Raw genomic sequence first — 22,290 nt, forward strand, 5'->3', positions numbered from 1 at the left:
GCTGTCACTTTCATTGTTGGCGGCTTGAACCGTTTGAACTGCGGAATTCAGGGCCCCGCCTGCGGTGCCGGACAGCGCCACGGTCAGGCCGCTTTGTTTCTGTTCGGTTTTAGTGATAGCGGTATGACTGTTTTCCGCGCTGGTGATGTTAATGTTTTGGCCGGAAAGTTGCGTATCGCGGCCCGCCACGACATCACTGCCGTGAAGGTTGAGCTGTTTTCCGGCGCTGAATGTCACACTGCCCTGGCTGCTGCCTACCGTGCTGCCTTTGTTAAGGTTACTGTCGATATCGGTGGTGGATTTTTGGCTGGCTTTGCCGATGGTGAAGTCGATACCGCCGGTCCCCATCAGACCGGATTTTTTCTCTTGCTTGAAGTGCGTTTCATGACGGGCTTCATCAGCGGTGGTGATGGTGAGCTGATTGCCTGCGGCCAGATTAACATCCTGAGTGCCAGCCACGTTACTGCCGATGATGTTGAGGTCATTCCCGGTTTGTAGGGTTACGCTGTCGCCGCTGAGCGTGGTGCTCTGCGCCCGGCGTTCATGCACCTCATCGTGGGTTTCGACAGAGGATTTGGAGAGTAAGCCTTTACTGGTCTGCTTGCTGTGTTCTACCAGGTCTGATGAGGCGGTACCGGCATCTAGGGTGATGTTGTTCCCGGCCTGAGCGGTAAGTTGTTGACCAGCGCTCACGTTAGCCGCAGTAGCATTGAGGTTATTGCCCGCTCGCAGTGCCAGGTTACCGGCGGTGGTTATTTGGCTACCGACGTCACGTTGTTGTGTCAGATGGCGATAGTTGTCGCTCCCCCAGTCACTGTTTTCTGTGCGATGAGTGCGCAGGGTGTCCAGAGTCAGGTCGAGGCCCGCGGTTATCTCTGTCTGGCCGTCTTTGCCCGCGTTATTTACTTCACTGGCCGTGAGACGGATGTTGTTGAGGGCTTTCAGCGCTAAAGTGCCGTTGTCATTCTGGACATAAATGCCCGCGGGTCGATCCAGCCAGCGGTCAGCACCTTCTCCGCGCAGGGTAGAGGCACTGGTGATATCCCGGTTTGCCAGCGCGGAAACGCGGTCGTGGCCCCGAATTTGTCCGCCGAGGTTGGTGATGTCCTGCCGAGCGGTTAAATCCACTTTACCGCTTTGGATAAAGCCGCTGTTGGTTAGATTGTTTGCTGTCAGTTGGGTGATTTCACGTCCTCTGATGGCGCCGCTGTTGGTGATATCTCCTCGGCTATTTATTGTCACGTTTTTACCGGAGAGCAGGGCACCGTCACCGGTCAAGTCGCCTTTATTCACGCGAGCGTAGACTTGTGGCACGGTCACGGTTTGTTTTGTGCCATCGGCCAGAGTCACGGTCCGGTTGGTCAACCAGATAATGTCTGAGGTGAGCAGTGCCATCTGCGATGGGCTCAGTGCAATACCGGGGGTAAGTTGCTGCCGTTTGCTGAAGGCAACGCCGGCTTCCATGAGCGCTTTGAACTGAGTTTCATCGTTGTTGTGGCCCGCCAGATAACGCTGCCCGGTCAGTTGGGTGATTTGATCACGCACCAAGCGCTGTTCGTAGAACCCATCGCCCAGGCGTTTGTGTGCCAATGCCGGGTCGTGGGTTAACTGTTGTTGCATGTAATCCGTGCCTAGCCACTTTTTGTATTGGGTGAATTTAGGGTCGGTCTCCACCAAATAATGGCTGTCACTGCTCGGTTGTACGACAAACAGGCTGTTGTTCGGCAAGCGGGTGTCTGGAGCAACGATACGGATAAGGGGTTCGACGCTTTGGCCTTTAACGTTATCAGACGGTAGCGTTAGTTCAAATTGTTGGCCTGTTGGTAACACCAGCGGGCGCTCATCTAATGTACCACTATGGGGTAGAGTGACCGTCACAGGGGGGAGTACCCGTTCAGTTTGTTGAGCGGGGGGAAGTACCGGGTGTTCAGTCAGTGCATCTCTGTTTGGTAGTGCCACTGCGCCGGACGATAATACCTGCTCAGTTTGTTGGCTCGTAGGAGAAAGTATTGCGTGTTCAGTGAGTGCGTCTCTGTTTGGTAGTGCCACTGTACCGGACGATAATATCTGCTCAGTTTGTTGGCCTGTAGGAGAAAGTATTGGGTGTTCAGTGAGTGCGTCTCTGTTCGGTAGTGTTACTGTGCCGGATGGTAATACCTGCTCAGTTTGTTGGCTCGTAGGAGAAAGTAATGGACGATCAATCAGTATGTCCCTGTTCGGCAGTGTGATGGTGTTGATAGTGGCATTTGTGAACGTAACTTCACCGGCTTCCGCCATTCTTGGGGTCAGATTAATCCCGGTTGGCGCACTTTGAACACGGCTTGTCTGCCTGTCACCTATTGTTATGCCGGTAGAGTTTGGACGAGTGTTGCCCTGCCAGGCTAGGGCTTTCAGGTCAATGGTTTCGGTTATCGGTGCTGGGTTATAGTCGTCCCAGTCTTTTCCTTGGGAGGTTTTGGTTCCTCTGAATCGACGTTTTTTCTTTTTGGCATACCAACGGATTTCGCTACCTTCATCCGTGATGATACGTTCGCCTTTGGTGGCGTTATTGCGCAATTCGTCAATATCACCGCTCAGGGTTCCGCCTGCCACGATTTGACTGTCGTTGTTGGTTAGCATTGTGCTGTTCAGGGTCATATTACCCCCGGACAGGATTTTACCCGGCTCATTCTCTTTTATCTGGGTTTCATTGATGGTACGGGTATATCGGTACTCGTAAAACTCATCATCACTGCTACCATCCGGCATAACAGCGGTGTGTACTCCGTATTTGTTACTGTAAGAAGTGTCTACTTGTGACCAGTCATAGCGGGTGGTGTGGCCGCTTAATACCGCTTCATGGCGCTGGGATTTTTCTGTTTCGACGACTTGGGTGACTAGACCTTTGTTGGTATTTTTGATAATAGCGGCATCAATACTTAAGTTACCACCGGCCTCAATGGTTGCCGCGTCGTTGTCGAGCATCCCGGCCTGACTAGTAGCAGTTAGGTTCTCATCCAGTTGTCCACCAATGCGCATGTCACCCACGCTGTAAATCAGGGCATGGTCACTGTTGTTGAGGGTTCCGGTACCGATATCTAATTGGTCTCGGGCGGCAATGACAGCGGCTTTGCCATCTTTCGCTGTGTTATTGAGAGTGCCAGTCTTGAGGGCTATTTGGTCACCGTAAATACGTCCGGTTCCGGTGTTGTCCAGTACTTTGGCGGTGAGATGGGTCAGTTCGCCGTCAATGAACCCCGTGTTGGTCAGTGTGTTGCGGACGTTGACTTCGGTTTGCTTGGCACTGATTTCCGCAGTCTGGGTATTGGTGAGGTTTTGGGCTCCCAGATGCAATGTTTGCCCGGCTTTAATTGTGCTGTCATTGATAATGTTGCTGTCGGTTTCCAGAGACAGCTTACCGTCGGCGGCGATGTTACCAGTGTTGTGGAAGTCCTGTTTTAATTTCACTTCCATATCGCCCTGCGATAAGGTTTGACCGTCACCGCTCAAGGCATTGGCTTTAATATTGACCTTTTCACTTCCAATCAGTGTGCCTTGTTGGTTATTCACCGTCAGTTTCTGGGTTTTATCTTCGATGGTGAGTTGTTTTCCACCAGAAACCAATCCTTGTTCGTTTTTCAGCGACTGGTTAATGATGGCTTGCAGGCGGTTGACTCCCTGTAATGTTCCCTGGGTGTTATCCACCTGTTGAGCTTCAATTATCAGGTCTTGGGCTTCGGTACCCTGGTCAGGGTGATTAGTCTCCCGGTTAATGAGTTCTGCTGTTTTGAGTGTCAGTTGTTGGTCACTGTGGATAAAACCGCCAGTGTTGTTCGTTTGTTTTCGCGCGTTAATCGTCGTGTCACCTACGGCGTTGACCTGCCCGCGGCGGTTGTCGAGTTGTAGGGTATTCAGGCTCATGGTGTCTGTTGATAATAGCTTACCGTCCTGGTTATCCGTATCGGCTTGCCCGGCGTCGATGGTGAGTTTTTTGCCCTGAATGTGTCCGTGTTGGTTATTCAGTTTGCCACTGGTCACGGTGGTGTTGTCATCGCCAATAATACGGCCATGCTGGTTGTTCAGTAGCTGCCCGTTTGTGTCAATATTGACGGTTTTTGCTGACTTCAATGAGCCATTGTTGTTGATAAGCGTTTGACTATGAATCTTTAGTCCGCTATTGCCAGCAATCAGTCCTTTTTTATTGGTGAGGGTTGTACTGGTAATCTTAGTTTTGCCATCCGCGGCGATAAAACCAGCGTCGTTGTTTAACTCACCGATATCCAGTGTTAAATCTCCGCGAGCAGAGAATTCGCCTGATTTATCTTTGTCGCCGGTGTTATTCAGGCGTTGGCCTTGAGTGTTGAGATTCAGGTTGCCATCAGAATCGACGGTGCCTTGCTGGTTATTGAATGCTTGGGTAGTGAGTTTTATCTGTTGAGTACCAGCAATAGTGCCCTGAGTATTATTCACGGCGGCAGTGTTCAGGGTTGCGATTTTACGACTGGTAATCATGCCGGCCTGATTATGTAAATCACTGCTGGTAATGAATATGTCGCCTTGGCTGCGAATGCCGCCCTTATCACCACTGTTTTTATTCGTCAGGGAATGGCCGTGTGTATCAAGAGTAAGTTTACCTGCGGATTGCAATAGGCCGCCGCTGTTGTCAGTTTGGTTCACCGATAATGTCAGCGCATCTTTTTCGCTGGTGAGTGTTCCGCCTTGGTTTTTCAGTTCACCACTAGTAACTGTCGTTGTTCCTGTACCGATGATCGCACCATCCTGATTGTCGATTTCACCGGTAGTGAGGATCATTGTCCCTTTACTGATAACGCCACGGTTATCGCCGCTTTTGGCGTTGGTCAGTTTTTCTCCGTGAGTATCTAGCGTCATGTTGCCGCCAGACTTTATTAGTCCACCGGTACTGTCTAACTTGCCGCTATCGAGTTGTAGGTTTTTCTTACTGACTATAGTGCCAGTTAGATTGCTTAATGTCTGTTGATGAGAATTGATGTGAGTTTCATCGCCACGGATATATCCGAGATCATTGATGAGTTCACCTGTAATCAGTTTTAGGCTATCCCGTGCGAGGATTCCGTTAAGTTCTCCACTATCGGTATTCGTTAGTTTCTGCTGTTGGGTATCCAGTTTCAGATTGGCTGAGGATTGTATCAGCCCACGTTGGTTGTTGACCGCTTGTGTTGTCAGATCGGCTTTTCCTTTCGAGAGGATTTTACCGTCGGTATTGTTGAGGTTTTGGCCGGTTAGCGTGGTTTCACCTTGTGAATCTATCACGCCAGCGGTGTTATCAATTTCACCGGCGTCCAGTGTCAGATCACTGCCGCTGCGGATACCGTGTTTATCCCCGCTTTGAGTGTTAATCAGCTTCTGTCCGTGAGTGTTGAGTGAAAGGGTGGTGTTGGATTGCAACAGACCACCGGCGTTATTCAGTTCGCCGGTATTTAGTTCCAGTTGTTGATGCTGGCTGAGCATTTTACCGTTTGTATTATCAACGGTGCCTGTTGATGTCACGTTGAGCTGCTTATCGGCGATAACTCTTCCCTGTTGGTTATCGATAGTGCCCGCAGTTATTGTTAACTCTCCCAGGCTTGAGATCCCTTGGTCAGGTTGGCTGTTGCGGTTGGTTATTTTGCCTTGTTGTCCATTTAGAGTTAGGTTTTTATCCGCACGAATCAGACCCGCTTCATTATTGATGCCTTGAGCGGTCAGATTGACATTGCCCGCACCGATTATGCCCCCGGTCTTGCCACTGTTGAGGTTAGTCAGTAGCTCACCTTGTGTATTGAGTGTCAGATCACCCTTGGATTGTAACAGGCCGTCACTGTTATCGGTTTTTTTCACGGTTAAGGTGAGTATGCTGGTTTCACTGGCGAGGGTCCCGCCTTGGTTTTTCAGTTCACCACCGGTAACGGTCGTTGTTCCTGTACCGATAATCACACCGTCTTGGTTGTCGATCTCGCCAGTGGTTAGCGTTAATGTTCCTTTACTGATAACGCCACCGGTATCACCGCTTTTGGCTGAGGTCAGTTTTTCTCCATGCGTGTCCAGCGTCATATCGCCGGTAGACTCTATTCTCCCGCCAGTACTGTTAAGTTCTCCGCTATCAAGTTTTAGATTTTTCTTACTGAATATGGTGCCAGCCAAGTTGTTTAGTGCTTGCTGATGAGTGTTAATGTGGGTTTCGTTACCACGAATATCGCCGCGGTCATTGATCAGTTTACCGGTAGTCAGTTCCAAGGCATCTTCTGCGACGATCCCGTTTTTACCGCTATCGGTGTTGGTGAGTTCATGCTGTTGTGTATCTAATTTCAGACTGGCTGAGGATTGTATCAGCCCACGTTGGTTGTTGACCGCTTGTGTTGTCAGATCAGCTTTTCCTTTCGAGAGGATTTTACCGTCAGTGTTGTTGAGGTTTTGGCTAGTTAGCGTGGTTTTGCCTTGTGAATCTATCTTGCCAGCGGTGTTATCAATTTCACCGGCTTCCAGAGTCAGGTCACTGTCGCTGCGTATGCCGAGGTCATCCCCGCTTTGTGTATTAGTCAGCTTTTGGCCGTGGGTGTTAAGATAAAGGGTTGTTTTGGATTGCAGCAAACCACTCGTGTTATTCAGTTCACCGGTATTCATGGTGAGTTGTTGATGCTGGCTGACCATTTTACCGCTGGTATTATCAACGGCTCCTGTTGATGTCACGTTGAGCTGCTTATCGGCGATAACTCTTCCCTGTTGGTTATCGATGGTGCCTGCGGTTATTGTCAACTCTCCCAGGCTTGAGATCCCCTGTTCAGGTTGGCTGTTGCGGTTGGTTATTTTGCCTTGTTGTCCATCTAGAGTCAGGTTTTTATCCGCGTGGATCCAGCCAGCTTCATTATTGATGCCTTGAGCCGTCAGCTTGACATTGCCTGTACCGATTATGCCCCCGGTTTTGCCACTGTTGAGGTTAGTCAGTAGCTCACCTTGTGTATCGAGTGTCAGATCACCCTTGGATTTCAACAGGCCGCCGCTGTTGTCGGTTTTTTTCACGGTCAATGTGAGTGTGCTGGTTTCACTGGAGAGAGTTCCGCCTTGGTTTTTAAGTTCACCAGAGTTAACGGTGGTTGTTCCTCTACCTTTGATAAAACCATCTTGGTTGTCGATTTCACCAGTGGTCAGCATCAATGTTCCTGTACTGATAACGCCACCGGTTTTGCCGCTTTTGGCGGTGGTCAGTTTTTTTCCATGTGTGTCCAGTGTGATATCACCATCACCGGTAGATTCTATTCTCCCGCCAGTACTGTCTAACTCGCCGCTATCGAGCTTTAAATTTTTCTTACTGGTTATGGTGCCAGCCACATTGTTTAGCGCTTGCTGATGGGTGTTAATGTGGGTTTCACCGCCACGGATAGATCCGCGGTCATTGATCAGTTTACCGGTAGTCAGTTCCAAGGCATCTTCCGCGATGATTCCGCCGTTTTTACCGCTATCGGTGTTAGTGAGTTCATGCTGTTGTGTATCTAATTTCAGACGGGTTGCGGATTGTATCTGTCCACTTTGGTTGTTGACCGCTTGTGTTGTCAGATCGGCTTTTTTCCGCGAGAGGATTTTACCGTCGGTATTGTTGAGGTTTTGGCTAGTCAGCGTGATTTCACCTTGTGAATCTATCACGCCAGCGGTGTTATCAATTTCACCGGCGTCCAGTGTCAGATCACTGCCGCTGAGTATGCCGAGGTCATCCCCACTTTGCGTATTAGTCAGCTTTTGGCCGTGGGTGTTGAGTGAAAGGGTGGTGTTGGATTGCAGCAGACCACTTGTGTTATTCAGTTCGCCGGTATTCAGTGCCAGTTGTTGATGCTGGCTGAGCATTTTACCGCTGGTATTATCAACGGTACCTGTTGATGTCACGTTGAGCTGCTTATCGGCGATAACTCTTCCCTGTTGGTTATCGATGGTGCCTGCGGTTATTGTCAACTCTCCCAGGCTTGAGATCCCCTGTTCAGGTTGGCTGTTGCGGTTGGTTATTTTGCCTTGTTGTCCATCTAGAGTCAGGTTTTTATCCGCATGGATCCAGCCAGCTTCATTATTGATGCCTTGAGCCGTCAGCTTGACATTGCCTGCACCGATTATGCCCCCGGTTTTGCCACTGTTGAGGTTAGTCAGTAGCTTACCTTGTGTATCGAGTGTCAGATCACCCGCAGATTTCAACAGGCCGCCACTGTTGTCGGTTTTTTTCACGGTCAATGTGAGTGTGTTGGTTTCACTGGCGAGGGTTCCGCCTTGGTTTTTTAGTTCACCGCCGGTTACGGTTGTTGTTCCTGTACCAATAATCACACCGTCTTGGTTGTCAATATCGCCAGTGGTCAGCGTCATATCGCCGGTGGACTCTATTCTCCCGCCGGTACTGTTAAGTTCTCCGCTATCGAGTTTTAGATTTTTCTTACTGACTATGGTGCCAGCCACATTGTTTAGCGCTTGCTGATGGGTGTTAATGTGGGTTTCACCGCCACGGATAGATCCGCGGTCATTGATCAGTTTACCGGTAGTCAGTTCCAAGGCATCTTCCGCGATGATTCCGCCGTTTTTACCGCTATCGGTGTTAGTGAGTTCATGCTGTTGTGTATCTAATTTCAGACGGGTTGCGGATTGTATCTGTCCACTTTGGTTGTTGACTGCTTGTGTTGTCAGATTGGCTTTTTTCCGCGAGAGGATTTTACCACTGGTGTTGTTGAGGTTTTGGCTAGTCAGCGTGGTTTCACCTTGTGAATCTATCACGCCAGCGGTGTTATCAATTTCACCGGCTTCCAGTGTCAGATCACTGCCGCTGCGGATACCGCGTTTTTCTTCGCTCTGTGCGTTAATCAGCTTTTGGCCTTGGATGTTGAGCGACAGGATTGTGCCGGATTTCAACAGGCCACCGGTATTGTCAACGGTCCCGGATGTCACGGTGAGTTGTTTATCCGCTTCTACAGATCCTTGATGGTTATCAATACCACTTGCAGTCAGCGTCAAGTCTCCTGAGCTACGGATACCCTGATGAGGCTGGCTATTGCGGTTGGTTATGGTTCCTTTTTGCCCGTCAAGGATCAGGTTTTTACCCGCATGGATTAGGCCCGCATCGTTGTTAACGCCTTGGGTTGTCAGCTTCATGTTGCCTATGCTGATTATGCCCCGGTCTTTGCCGCTGTTGGTGTTGGTTAGCAGCCTACCTTGCGTATCCAGTGTCAGATCACCCGCAGATTGCAGTAGTCCACCGCTGTTGTCAGTGTTGTTTACCGTTAATGTCAGGGAGCTGGTTTTGCTGACAAGTTTTCCTCGTTGGTTGTGGAGTTCTCCACCCGTTATCGTTGTCGTCCCTGTTCCAGTGATGGTGCCATCGTGGTTGTCTATCTCGCCTGTCTTTAAGGTGAGTATTCCCTTACTGGCCACGCCACCAGTGTCGCTGCTTTTTGCGGTGGTGAGCTTTTTCCCGTGGGTGTCTAATGTCATGTTGCCATCAGATTTTATTTGTCCACTGGTACTGTCGAGTTCTCCACTGTCAAGTTGCAGATTTTTCTTGCTCTCTATGGTGCCTTTTTGGTTGCTTAGCCGTTGTTCATGGGTGTTGATGTGAATGCCATGACCAAGGATAGCGCCCGAGTTATTAGTCAGTTTACCACTGGAAATACGTAATGAGTCTTTAGCAATAATACCGCCAGTTTTGCCACTGTCGGTATTGGTCAGGGCTTGGTTTTGGGTATCCAGCAACAGGCTTGACTCTGATTGGATCTGTCCACGAGTGTTATTTAATGCCTGTGTGGTCAGTTCCGCCATCTGTTGTGATAAGAGTTGGCCGTCGGTATTGTCAACGTTACCGGCGTTAAGGGTGGTTTTTCCTTTAGCAGAGATAATGCCGGCGGTGTTGTTGATATCTCCTGTACGGAGTTCCAGATTGCCGTTGCTTAATATGGTGCCTTTTTTGATCTCTTTTTCGTCACCATTTTTAGTGTTAGTCAGTTTCTGTCCATGAGTATTGACTATCATGTCATTGCCAGATTGTAACAAACCAGACGTGTTATCCAGTTCACCGCTGTTTAGGGTGAGTTTTTCTTGGGCAATAACTTGTCCCGCGGTGTTGGTGAATTTATGCCCTTTGGTTTGGCTGTCTATCTGTTGAGCCAGTAATGATCCTTGATGGTTATTCAACGCCTGACTTTTTGTGGTGAGCGTCGTTTTGGCTTCGATTCGTCCGTCAACGTTTTCAATGTTTTTCCCAATGATCAGTTCTGTGCTGCCACCGGTTGCAGCGATTTTGCCTTTGCTGTTATCTAAGGTGGTGGCATCGATTTTCAGGTTGCCATTACTTTGAATCTCGCCATTTTGGTTATTCAGCGTCTTGGCAGTAAGGGACATTTTGTCCTTACTCTGTTGCTGCATTACTCCACTCTGATGGCTTAATGTATCTGTTTTTATTGTAATTTTGTCGGCGGTAGTGACTGCTTTTTTGTTCAGTTGCAGGTTGTGGGCTTGTATATCCAGTTTACCATTGGAGAGCAGTTCTCCGCTGTCACCTATCCATTGATGGGTGTTGAGTGACAGTTTACCTTTGCCGGCGAGTTGAATTATCCCCCCTTCCGTGTTGTTCGCCTCCTTGTGGACGGTTAGGTTCAGGTCATCTCCATTATTGGCGATTTTTCCATGACGGTTGTCCAGATTTCCTGTGGTGATAGCCAGCCGTTTCCCTTCATTGAGAATGATTCCGCTGTGGTTACTCAGTGTTTGGGTGTTCAGTACCAGCTCGCTGTTGCCGGTTTGATTAATTTTCCCCTGCTTGTTGGATAAGTCTGGCGTCGTTAAGTTGATTTCTCGTGCTACCAGTGTGCCGCCGTCATTGTTAAATTGACCTGGTGTTTTAGCTGTAAAACGGTCAGCGGTGACTGTAGCGTTGGCGGTGCTAATCTCTTGCTGACTGGCAGTGAGTTGAATGTTGTTGGCAGAAGTTTGGCTGCCGCTAAGATCAATCTTTTTACTCTGTACTTCCAGAGTATTGGTCGCCAAGTTTTGTCCATTGGCCTGAATTTGCTGTTTGGCGGTCAGTGTCAGCGATCCGGGCAGCGTGGCTTTCCCTTTATCATCAATTCCGGCGGCCAGAATACTGCCTTTGGCACTCTGTATCGACTCCGCTTTGATTGTGGTATGACTTCGTGCAGCAATTGTGCCACTGTTCTCAATCCGTCCATCAACCGTGAGGCGGACTTCACCAGCGATTGCTCCGATGTGGCCGACGTTACGTACCCCTACACCAAATTCGGTACCCACCAGCACGATTTTATTGGCGTACATGCCACCGAGTGCGGCTACGTCCAGCGTAAATGATAGATTCTTGCTGCCGTCAGCAGATTTTTTCTTAATGTTCTGGTGAGCAGCATCAACGATATTACGTCCGGTTGTGATTTTTAGATCTTTCGCGTGCAGTTTGCCGTTGATTACCACCGAGCGGGCAATAATTGCGGTATAATTTTGTTGTGAACTGTCTATTCCTAGCTCTTCAATGCGCACTTCTCCCCGCTCAATATCAAAGCCTTTCAGTCGGCCTTGTTCCATCATGGCCTGTCCTGTGGTGAGTGTTGCGCGATAGGCGTTAATGAATCCACAACCGTTGCAGGTGATGCCCGCCGGGTTGGCAATAATAACGTCGGCTTTTTGTCCGGCGACTTCTATCCAGCCATTAAGTTTACTGGCGTTAATGCTGTTCACTTCATTGAGAATGATTTTGGCTTCCGCTTTGGCAAGCCAAGGATTTCCTGCCACCATACCGCCCAGTTGAGTTTGGACAGCATTGTGACTGTTGTTAAGGATGACGCCTCGTTTATCGATATCAAATTGGCTGTAGGTATTACGCGAGATACCCGCGGCGTTAGGGGTCTGAATATCGATTTGTGGCGTACCGTTTGCACTGTTCAGGATAGTCGGTTGCTGATTACCCGGTGCTTGTCCGTCGGCCACAATATTGGCCTGCGCTGTTAGGGAGATGCAGCCGGTTGCCAATAACAAACTCAGTCGTAACGCTGTTAACCGGCAAAGGCATTGTGGTAATTGCCGACGACTGCGGCGGCGTACCGTACTACCTTGCCCGGAAGTTGCAATATCGGCCACGACCATCAACATGTTCCGGGCTTTGTTAAAGATAATACGATACAGATGCTTGTTCATTGTTTTTCTCCACTAACACTTTTTATCTGCGATAACTTTGGCTGCGTTGTTATTTTGAGTTAGTACTGCCAGTACACACTGAATCCAGTTGTGACTGATGAGGTTTGAAAGCCATCCGGTTTGGATAGCGGGATACCGGCAAACAGGTCATAGCTCACGCCTTTAAGAGTGCCGCGATAGCCTAGAACGCCGCCCGCCAGATGTTTTCCCAGCCGTTGCTCATTTCCCGGCCCACCGATTTCGCCATAATCCACGCCCATATATAGGGATTGACCATTCAGTGGCGTTTGCCATTCCAGTTCGTTACGGCTGTACCAACCATGATCTCCATTGAGCGTGCGTTCGCCGTCAAATCCGCGTACGGTCCAGCGGTTGCCAATTGAAAATTGATCCTGTGGCGTCAACGTTCTGGCGCTTATTTGGCGCAGGTACTGGGTTTTGTAGATGAATGGCTGAGAAAATAGGGTAAATGGTGCCGATAGTGCCGCAGAAAACTGGGTTGTTTTAAGTAAGGCAGTGGCTTCACCACGGACTTCTTCTGGTGCGGGTTGAGCTCCAAACCAGCGTGTTCCCTGTTGGTAGGTCACTCCGGTATCCAAGGTCGCACTACCGATATAGTGACGATGAGATAATCCCAATTTCCAGCCAGCCGTTTCCCGGTGCTGTACGCCGATTGCCAGGTCATTAATGAAACTTTTGGATGTGCGACGATAAATTTCGCCGTTAACCGAGGTTTTTTGACTGGCGTTACGATGCAAGATCCGGCTGAGTTGGACATTCAGGTTTTTGCTTTCGCCACTGTATTTGTCGTCTCTATTTGGCCTGGCTACTTTTTGGTTGTAATCGTAATTACTGGCAGTGATGCCTGCCATCCAGTATCCCACTGGTAGGGAGTAGTGGATGGTGTAGTTTTTGCTGCTGCGACCAGAAGGAGAGTAAATATCGCGTCCACCGGAGATATAAAATAGATCACTCAACGCAAGAGGATTATCCAGATATAAAGTTAATCCGCCTTGGTAACGTCCGGTAGTTTTAGAACCTGAATCGTCCAGATAGCTAGCGAGTCGCCAATGTCTTGACTGACGCCAGTTCAGCACGATATCGCTTTCTCCTAATCGTTCATTCGGTACAATTTCCATGTCAGCTTGAACGGTAGGAAAACGTTGTAAATTTTCTAATCCCTGCTCAATATCCCGTAAGTCAAGCAGCTCTCCTTCGCGGGGAGGAAATGTGGTTATCCGTTGAATATAATTGCCACTTTCAGCGGTATAGCGAATATGCCCAATTTTGCCCGGTATGATCATGAGTTTTAATGTCTTGGAATTAAGATCCTGACTGGGAGCTAATACTCTGCTAGTGACATAGCCATGATTAATTAACCGGTTTTGTATCCGAGTCATTAATATATTAATCCCCCGGGTGCCCAGACATTGGTTTTCTCCCTGTTGGGCTAAACGTTTTAAAGGTAACCAGTGAGGAAAATGTTCCGTGCCTTCAAGAACGACATGCGTAATGGGAAAGCAGGGCGTATCGTCAGGAAATTTAGAAGGTACTGCTGTTTCAGGAACAGACAGACGAATATCCGCCGGTGGTGGTGTTAATTGGGCTTCCAGTGCTTTCTGTCGTTCTTGTTGATGAATGAGTTGCTGATCTGAAATTTCGGCGGCTTTAACATCGGTAGTAACAATAAGAAAACTAGTAAAAATAATAATCTTTTTTTTCATTATTCTTTGGCATCCCGCACGTTTCATATAATTTTTGGGGCGCTATTAGTCATGAATTTGATTTAATAATCAATATGTAAATATTACTTAATGCTATAATTGAGAAATGCGGATTGTTATAAATTATCAATAAAAACAATTGGATATGGTTTTGTTATAAAATGAGTGATAATAAAAAATGCTTTATTAATTAATTGGTTATGTGGACGTTGCCAAATGCTCTAATTTAATTCTATATATTGATAAATATGTGATATATGTCACTGAGAATATTATTATGTAATTTAAGTTAAAGTAACTAAATAAACTATTACTTTGGTTATTATTATAATGGGAGAGCTTGTTTCTTTCAGTTAAGATTGATGATTTTTTATTAGTTACAGCGTGTTTATTCGGCTATGAAATTTCTTGGCAAAGGAGGCTCTAGCAACAATTAAATGTTCCGAGCCATGCCCTAATTCCATCTACGAAGTGACTGAGATAATGGGATGGTAGAAATAACCGCCTCTATTAGTTTAAATATCAAAATGATTTAGTAAGAAATTTTCATCTTATTTCTCTTCTTCTTCATTTGCACTTGATTTACTGTTAGCTGTCAGTAAATAAGGCGATTGTTGCCATCGACTTGGCGTTAATTGCAATAGGTTATGTGCCAGAATAAAACCAATTGCTAAAGCGAGTAAGATCATGATCCGGAGTAAGTTAGTCGTGTTATCCACCTGCTTGGACTCGGTTGCCAATTTGTGGGTATCTAGCGTCAGACGCAGAAAGCCTTTGGGCTCATCTTTTCCTGAGATGGGGACGACTATCTGGTAGTTAAAGTAGCTGCCCGCTTTTTTACCATCCAAAGATAGACGATCCCGCACCGAAACGTTCTCCCCGCTATGAGCAATCTGAGTCCCATTATTAAGATAAACACTGGCATCAAGTATGCGACTGTTTGTCGTCAGATGATGCAAATTAGCCAGTATCCGCTCATTATTAAGATCTTTGCTGCCACTCTCCATATAATCAGATAAGCTGAATGCGACTTGTTTTGCCAAGGTTTTTGCCAATTCCTCAAATTGATCCATCTGGGCTTGTTGGTGAGAACGGCTAAAATAAGAAACACCCTGCATTAGAAATACTAATAAAGCAATGCAAATCAAGATAATAGCTGTTTTATGCAGTCGGAATTTTAATTTAGCTTTGATCATCGTTATCTCTTCCAAGCTTTGGTCAACGCAATGTTGCCAGATGCAGTACAGAGAGGATAGTTTGAAGCACAATTTTTTGCTGTCAAATCATGTGGGATTACAGGAGTAGGGATTAATGTCTAATAACCTGGCTTATCACTATTTGCCGGAAGAGGTCCATAAGTGGCCGGGATTACCACTTTCGTTAAGTGGTGAAGAAGTTATGCCGTTGGATTACCGAGCGGGTGACAGTGGTTGGTTGATATATGGCCGTGGCCTGGATAAACAACGTATTAGTAATTTTCAACATCGGCTTGGTGCTGCTATTGTCATCGTTTCTTCATGGCGTATTGATGATTATCAGGTAGTACGTATTGCCGGAAATTTGACTGCTCGTATTAAACGGCTGGCTGATGAGTGTCGGTTAGATGTGGTTCCTTTGGGGCAGATCCCACGGTTGCGGTCCCCAGGTTTGCTGGTGATGGATATGGATTCAACAGCAATTCAAATTGAATGTATTGATGAAATTGCCCGTTTGGCTGGCGTAGGTGACAGAGTAGCCGAAATTACCGAGCGGGCAATGCAAGGAGAGCTGGATTTTTCTGATAGTCTGCGGGAGCGAGTTGCCCAGTTGGCAGGGGCTGATGCTGATATTCTGCGACAGGTTGTAGAAAATTTACCACTTATGCCGGGGCTGACCAGTTTGGTGCGTAAGTTACAATCCTTTGATTGGCATGTGGCAATCGCATCGGGGGGTTTTACCTATTTTGCTGACCATTTGCGCCAGAATTTACGTTTGGTGGCTGCGGTAGCCAATCAGTTAGAAGTAAAAAATAGTAAGTTGACAGGTAAGGTTATAGGACCCGTTGTTGATGCTAAATATAAAGCTGCCACATTGGTGAAACTGGCAAAAAAACTGGATATCTCATTGGAGCAAACTGTCGCGATTGGTGACGGCGCTAATGACTTGAAGATGATCCGCAAAGCAGGGTTAGGTATTGCTTACCACGCTAAGCCGAAAGTTTATGCACAGTCGAAAGTGACCATCCGTCATGCTGATCTCATGGGAGTATTGTGTGTGTTAAGTGGCGGTCTTAAACACGAAGAGCGTTAATATACCCTTTAGGAGTACAGAGTGGCGAAAGCAGCAAAGCGGGCATTTGTCTGTAATGAATGTGGGGCGGATTATCCGCGCTGGCAGGGGCAATGTAGTGCGTGTCATGCTTGGAATACCATTACGGAGGTGCGCTTAGCCGCAGCACCTTCCTCCCGTAATGAGCGGTTCAGTGGTTATGCGGGAGATGCTGGTGTCAGCAGGGTTCAGAAATTATCAGAGATCAGTCTGGAAGAACTTCCTCGTTTTTCTACGGGATTTAAAGAGTTCGATCGGGTGCTTGGCGGTGGTGTTGTTCCCGGTAGCGCGATTCTGATTGGCGGTAATCCGGGAGCAGGGAAAAGTACCTTATTGTTGCAGACGATGTGTCAGTTGTCTGCACAGATGAAAACTTTATATGTCACTGGGGAAGAGTCGTTACAGCAGGTGGCAATGCGTGCGCACCGGTTGGGATTGCCGGCTGATAATCTGAATATGTTGTCAGAAACCAGTATTGAACAAATTTGTCTGATTGCGGAGCAGGAGCAGCCAAAGTTGATGGTGATTGACTCCATTCAAGTGATGCATATGGCGGATATTCAATCTTCGCCGGGGAGTGTCGCTCAGGTCAGAGAGACTGCCGCTTATCTTACTCGGTTTGCTAAGACTCGTGGTGTTGCCATTGTTATGGTTGGTCATGTGACCAAAGATGGCTCGTTGGCGGGTCCGAAGGTGTTGGAACACTGTATTGACTGTTCAGTGATGCTTGATGGTGAAGCAGATTCCCGCTTTCGCACTTTACGCAGTCATAAAAATCGGTTTGGGGCCGTTAATGAGCTTGGCGTATTCGCCATGACAGAACAAGGATTGCGTGAGGTTAGTAACCCATCAGCGATTTTCCTGAGCCGTGGTGATGAAGTTACCGCTGGCAGTTCTGTCATGGTGGTGTGGGAAGGGACTCGTCCTCTGTTGGTAGAGATTCAAGCGCTGGTGGATCATTCTATGATGACCAATCCACGGCGGGTGGCTGTGGGTTTGGAGCAAAACCGGTTAGCTATTCTGTTGGCTGTCCTTCATCGCCATGGTGGTTTGCAAATGTCCGATCAGGATGTGTTTGTGAATGTTGTGGGTGGCGTTAAAGTTGCGGAAACCAGCGCGGATCTCGCTTTACTGCTCTCTTTAGTCTCTAGTTTTCGGGATCGGCCGTTACCCCGTGATTTGGTTGTATTTGGAGAGGTGGGGCTAGCAGGGGAAATCCGTCCTGTGCCCAGTGGACAGGAGCGCATATCCGAAGCCGCTAAACATGGTTTTAAACGGGCGATAGTGCCTTATGCCAATATGCCGAAAAAAGTACAGCCAGGAATGGAAGTTTTTGGTGTGAAAAAGTTGGCGGATGCGTTATCTGTTATGGAAGATTTTGGTTAAATAGGGAGGAGATATGGGGCAATTTGACTACCTTAAAGAAGCGATTAAACAGACAGGTCATACGTTGCAGCAGGTTGCCGATGCAAGTGGTATGACCAAAGGTTATCTCAGCCAATTAATTAATGACAAAATTAAAAGTCCCAGTGCCCAAAAACTGGCTGCTCTTCATCACTATCTGAGGTTGCAATATCCTGTGCAAAATAAAACTGTTGGAGTGGTATTCGGCAAATTCTATCCATTGCATACTGGGCATATCTATCTGATTCAACGGGCCTGTAGTCAGGTGGATGAGTTGCATATTATCCTTTGCCATGATGAGCCGAGAGATCGGGAGCTGTTTATGAGCAGTTCCATGTCTCAGCAACCTACGGTGAGTGATCGTCTGCGCTGGTTGCTTCAAACATTTAAATATCAGAAAAATATTCATATTCACTCTTTTGATGAACAGGGAATTGAGCCCTATCCACATGGTTGGGATGTGTGGAGTGACGGCATGAAAGCCTTTATGTCAAAAAAAGGCATCAATCCAACTTATATATATTCCAGCGAAACTCAGGATTCTCCCCGATATAAAGAACATTTAGGAATTGAGACAATTCTTATCGATCCACAACGTTCGTTTATGAAAATCAGTGGTCGGCATATTCGCCAAGACCCATTCCGTCATTGGGAATATATTCCTACGGAAGTGAAGCCTTTCTTTGTTCGTACCGTAGCGATTCTTGGTGGAGAGTCCAGTGGTAAATCTACGTTAGTTAACAAATTGGCAAATATTTTTAATACGACAAGTGCTTGGGAATATGGTCGTGATTATGTTTTTTCTCATCTGGGGGGAGATGAGATGGCGCTACAATATTCGGACTATGACAAGATTGCATTGGGACAAGCCCAATATATTGATTTTGCCGTAAAATATGCGAATAAGGTGACATTTATAGATACCGATTTTGTCACTACCCAAGCCTTCTGTAAGCGATATGAAGGACGTGAACACCCGTTTGTTCAGGCATTAATTGATGAATATCGATTTGATTTGGTCATTCTACTGGAAAACAACACCCCTTGGGTTGCTGACGGTTTGCGTAGCCTTGGCAGCGAGCAGGATCGTAAAGAGTTCCAGCAACTGCTGGAGGATATGCTGAAAAGTAATAATATTGAATATGTCAATGTGGATTCACCCGATTATGATCAGCGTTTCCTACGTTGTATTGAACTCATTCAGCAACTTTTAGCGGCTAATCCTAAATGATACGTCAGTTGAATCGTTTATACCCGTTATCTTTCAAGTTGCCTCTGTGTTGGCTGCACTCGCTCACCCCGGTCACATAGTTATCTATGCTCCCGGGGATTCACTCCCTTGCCGTCGCGATCCATTTTGAAATCCATAAGGTATATATAATATTTTATATGATAAATTAGTAAATATATATCTAATCACAATATGCATTGTGGCTGGATATTTTTGTTTCCTGTAAGTAATAAAATATATAACAGCTATTAATATTTTTGATACTTCTATTGATTATTTATTTCTTGAATAAAAACAAGATTAATAATTAAATACTTCCCAGTTGATTTTTAAATAAAATTTTTTGTGTTTTTGATTGGTTGGAGAATAAGGAGAGGGTTGATTTTTCTATTAATAATTTAATGTTAGAAGTATCATTGTTATTATGGTAATTAAATATTAATTTTAACATGTTGTTATGATGTTAAGGTGTTTTTATCTATAAAAAATTATTTGTCTGATGTTATTTTTTTATTTGTACAAACAAAATAATGGCCTGTTGCTAATGAATGGTTGATAGGAATGGGTTGATCTTGTTTAGTAAAATTTTGATTTTAGCATACAGATAGTCATTTGAAATAGTCACTGGTAGAAATATTGATATACTTTCAATTGAGATATTTCTTATATGATTTTCCCTCGTTTGTGTAATCTTATAATGATGAATATCTGTATTTTTACGGATTGCTCTGGCTGTAAGAGTTACTGATAATGCCAGATTTCTTACACTATTAATTATGCTGAGATAATGAATTTGAATCAAATCGCTACGATTGAAGCCATTGATATTTCATATGGTTTTTCGAAAAGTAAAGCTAACCAGAAAATGATTTCAGACATCACTCTTTCTATTTTTCCAGGTGAATTTACTTTGATTAATGGGGATCTTTGTTCAGGAAAAAGTACTTTGCTGGCAATGATTTCTGGGTTATTGCCTCTCGACGGAGGAAAAATATTAATTGCTGATAATGAATTGGGGAGGATGAATAACTTCGAGTTAGATAGATTCCATTTGATAAATTGTGGTTTTATCTTTCAAAGAATTAATTTATCTAATGAACTTACGGTCTTGGATAATTTGCTATTATCTCTCTCTTGTGGAATCACGATCTCTCATCAGGAAGCAATAGTCAGGGCAACTAAGGCACTCAATATTGTTGGCCTGAAACACAAGAAAGATATATATCCCAAGGAATTACGTGATAATGAAAAACAACGGGTGGCAATAGCTGGCGCCATTGTGAAAAGCCCTCGGTATTTGTTTGCTGACGAGCCAACCCGTCATCTTAATAATTATGACTGCCAAACAGCTATTGATATCTTAAGTTTTATTGCTCATAACCAAAGAGGTACAGTTGTTGTGGCTTCACAGGATAATAGGCTTATTAAACATGCAGATCGTATTATTACTTTGAAAGAAGGAAAGATTATCCATGATACTTATCTTACACATAGCATAATGAATAAGACTATGAGTTTATATCTAAATAATTGAGTGGAAAACGGCCTGTTACCAGGCCATTTTCAATATGATTATTTGCTGATTCTCTTATATTTAATGCGATGTGGTTCCAGTGCTTCTGCTCCGAGAGTCCGCTTCTTATAGTCTTCGTATTCACTAAAGTTACCTTCAAAGAAAGTGACTTTACCTTCATCTTGATAATCAATGATGTGGGTTGCGATACGATCAAGGAACCAACGATCATGGGAAATAACCATTGCACAACCTGGGAACTCCAGCAAGGCGTTTTCCAGTGCGCGCAAAGTTTCAATGTCCAGATCGTTGGTTGGTTCATCGAGCAATAGCATGTTACCGCCGACTTGCAGCAGTTTAGCCAAATGTAGCCGTCCTCTTTCACCACCAGACAATTCACCGACACGTTTGCCTTGATCAACACCTTTGAAGTTAAAACGGCCAACATAGGCGCGACTTGGTAGCTCAAAGTTACCGATACGCATGATATCCTGGCCGCCGGAGATCTCTTCCCAAACGGTTTTCTTATCATCCATGTTGTCACGGAACTGATCGACAGAAGCGAGTTTGACGGTTTCACCTAACGTGATGGTGCCGGAATCAGGTTGTTCCTGGTTGGAGATCATACGGAACAGAGTAGATTTACCTGCACCGTTAGGCCCGATAATCCCAACAATCGCCCCTTTGGGCAGAGAGAAGTTCAGATTATCAATCAGAACCCGGTCGCCATAGGATTTGGTTAGATTTTCCACTTCCAGAACTTTGTCGCCCAGGCGTGGTCCAGGTGGAATGAACAGTTCGCTGGTTTCGTTACGTTTCTGGTATTCAACGCTATTTAATTCTTCAAAACGGGCCAGACGTGCTTTACCTTTTGCCTGACGGCCTTTCGGATTTTGGCGAACCCATTCCAGCTCTTTCTCAATGGATTTACGGCGTGCGGCTTCTGTTGCGGCTTCTTGAGCCAGACGAGCATCTTTCTGTTCCAGCCATGAAGAGTAGTTACCTTCCCATGGAATACCTTCACCACGATCAAGTTCCAGAATCCAGCCGGCAACGTTATCAAGGAAGTAACGGTCGTGGGTAATTGCAACAACGGTACCTTCGTAATCGTGCAGGAAGCGTTCCAGCCATGCGACAGATTCGGCGTCAAGGTGGTTAGTGGGTTCGTCCAGTAGCAGCATGTCGGGTTTTTCCAGCAGTAAGCGGCAAATTGCCACACGACGGCGTTCCCCTCCAGATAGATGCTCGATTTTTGCCTCCCACGGTGGCAGACGCAGGGCATCAGCGGCGCGTTCAAGCTGGTTATCAAGGTTATGGCCGTCGTGGGACTGAATAATCGCTTCCAGATCACCTTGTTCTTTAGCCAGTTTGTCAAAATCGGCGTCAGGATCAGCATAGGCTGCATAGACTTCATCCAACCGGGTCAGCGCATGTTTTACCTCGCTAACCGCTTCTTCCACTGCTTCGCGGACAGTGTACTCAAGATTTAATTTAGGTTCCTGCGGTAGATAGCCAATTTTAATTCCTGATTGTGGGCGAGCTTCTCCTTCGATGTCTTTATCGATGCCAGCCATAATACGCAGTAAGGTCGATTTACCGGCGCCATTAAGGCCAAGAACACCAATTTTTGCTCCCGGAAAGAAACTTAAGGAGATATTTTTCAGGATATGACGTTTCGGGGGAACAATTTTACCGACCCGATGCATGGTGTAGACATATTGAGCCACGTTGCTATAAGCCTCGCTATCTCTGATTGTTATAGTGCCTGTTTTGCGAAGCCAGTCGCATGAACAGGGCGTGTTGGTATTTGATTATATCAAGTTAGGTTATTTATGCTCGTCTGAGCACGATTTATCACAGTTTACCCGATTTAAGTCAATAAACTCTATAACCCAATTGCTCGAATAAAATGATCCTGGGTTGAGTTTGTTAAAGCGAATCAATTTATTATA

The 22,290-nt window shown here is 46.3% G+C and carries 8 protein-coding genes; 4 read left to right on the forward strand and 4 right to left on the reverse strand.

Annotation, left to right across the window (positions count from 1 at the left end; translation table 11 throughout):
• The 3 genes from LGZ98_RS01920 to LGZ98_RS01930 all read right to left on the reverse strand — a co-directional run.
• On the reverse strand, window positions 1–12,159 hold a 12,159-nt coding region (locus tag LGZ98_RS01920), incomplete at its 3' end, for a two-partner secretion domain-containing protein (RefSeq protein WP_315901975.1).
• Between the two features lie 59 nt (window positions 12,160–12,218).
• Window positions 12,219–13,883, reverse strand: a complete 1,665-nt coding sequence (locus LGZ98_RS01925) for a ShlB/FhaC/HecB family hemolysin secretion/activation protein (RefSeq protein ID WP_262977625.1) — start codon at window positions 13,881–13,883, stop codon at window positions 12,219–12,221.
• A 551-nt stretch (window positions 13,884–14,434) separates the two neighbouring features.
• Window positions 14,435–15,079 carry a YtjB family periplasmic protein gene (locus LGZ98_RS01930; protein WP_262977626.1) on the reverse strand — a complete coding sequence of 215 codons (645 nt, stop codon included), beginning with the start codon at window positions 15,077–15,079 and terminating at the stop codon, window positions 14,435–14,437.
• A 115-nt stretch (window positions 15,080–15,194) separates the two neighbouring features.
• Between LGZ98_RS01930 and serB the strand changes: the two genes are divergently transcribed.
• The 4 genes from serB (at window position 15,195) to LGZ98_RS01950 (ending at window position 20,359) form a co-directional block, all read left to right on the forward strand.
• Complete coding sequence (gene serB, locus LGZ98_RS01935) at window positions 15,195–16,172, forward strand: phosphoserine phosphatase (protein WP_113041503.1); 978 nt, start codon at window positions 15,195–15,197, stop codon at window positions 16,170–16,172.
• A 21-nt stretch (window positions 16,173–16,193) separates the two neighbouring features.
• Window positions 16,194–17,576 (forward strand): DNA repair protein RadA, encoded by a 1,383-nt coding sequence (gene radA, locus LGZ98_RS01940; RefSeq protein WP_113041504.1) that lies wholly within the window; start codon window positions 16,194–16,196, stop codon window positions 17,574–17,576.
• Between the two features lie 13 nt (window positions 17,577–17,589).
• Window positions 17,590–18,825, forward strand: a complete 1,236-nt coding sequence (gene nadR / locus LGZ98_RS01945; RefSeq protein ID WP_113041586.1) for a multifunctional transcriptional regulator/nicotinamide-nucleotide adenylyltransferase/ribosylnicotinamide kinase NadR — start codon at window positions 17,590–17,592, stop codon at window positions 18,823–18,825.
• Between the two features lie 787 nt (window positions 18,826–19,612).
• A complete protein-coding gene (locus tag LGZ98_RS01950; RefSeq protein WP_113041505.1) occupies window positions 19,613–20,359 on the forward strand; it encodes an ABC transporter ATP-binding protein in 747 nt (248 codons plus the stop codon).
• 38 nt (window positions 20,360–20,397) lie between these two features.
• On the opposite strand, the gene ettA is transcribed toward LGZ98_RS01950, so the two are convergent.
• A complete protein-coding gene (ettA, locus tag LGZ98_RS01955) occupies window positions 20,398–22,065 on the reverse strand; it encodes an energy-dependent translational throttle protein EttA (RefSeq protein WP_113041506.1) in 1,668 nt (555 codons plus the stop codon).
• Window positions 22,066–22,290: the final 225 nt, after the last annotated feature.

It is taken from the genome of Photorhabdus kayaii, assembly GCF_025384895.1.
Lineage (GTDB): Bacteria > Pseudomonadota > Gammaproteobacteria > Enterobacterales > Enterobacteriaceae > Photorhabdus > Photorhabdus kayaii.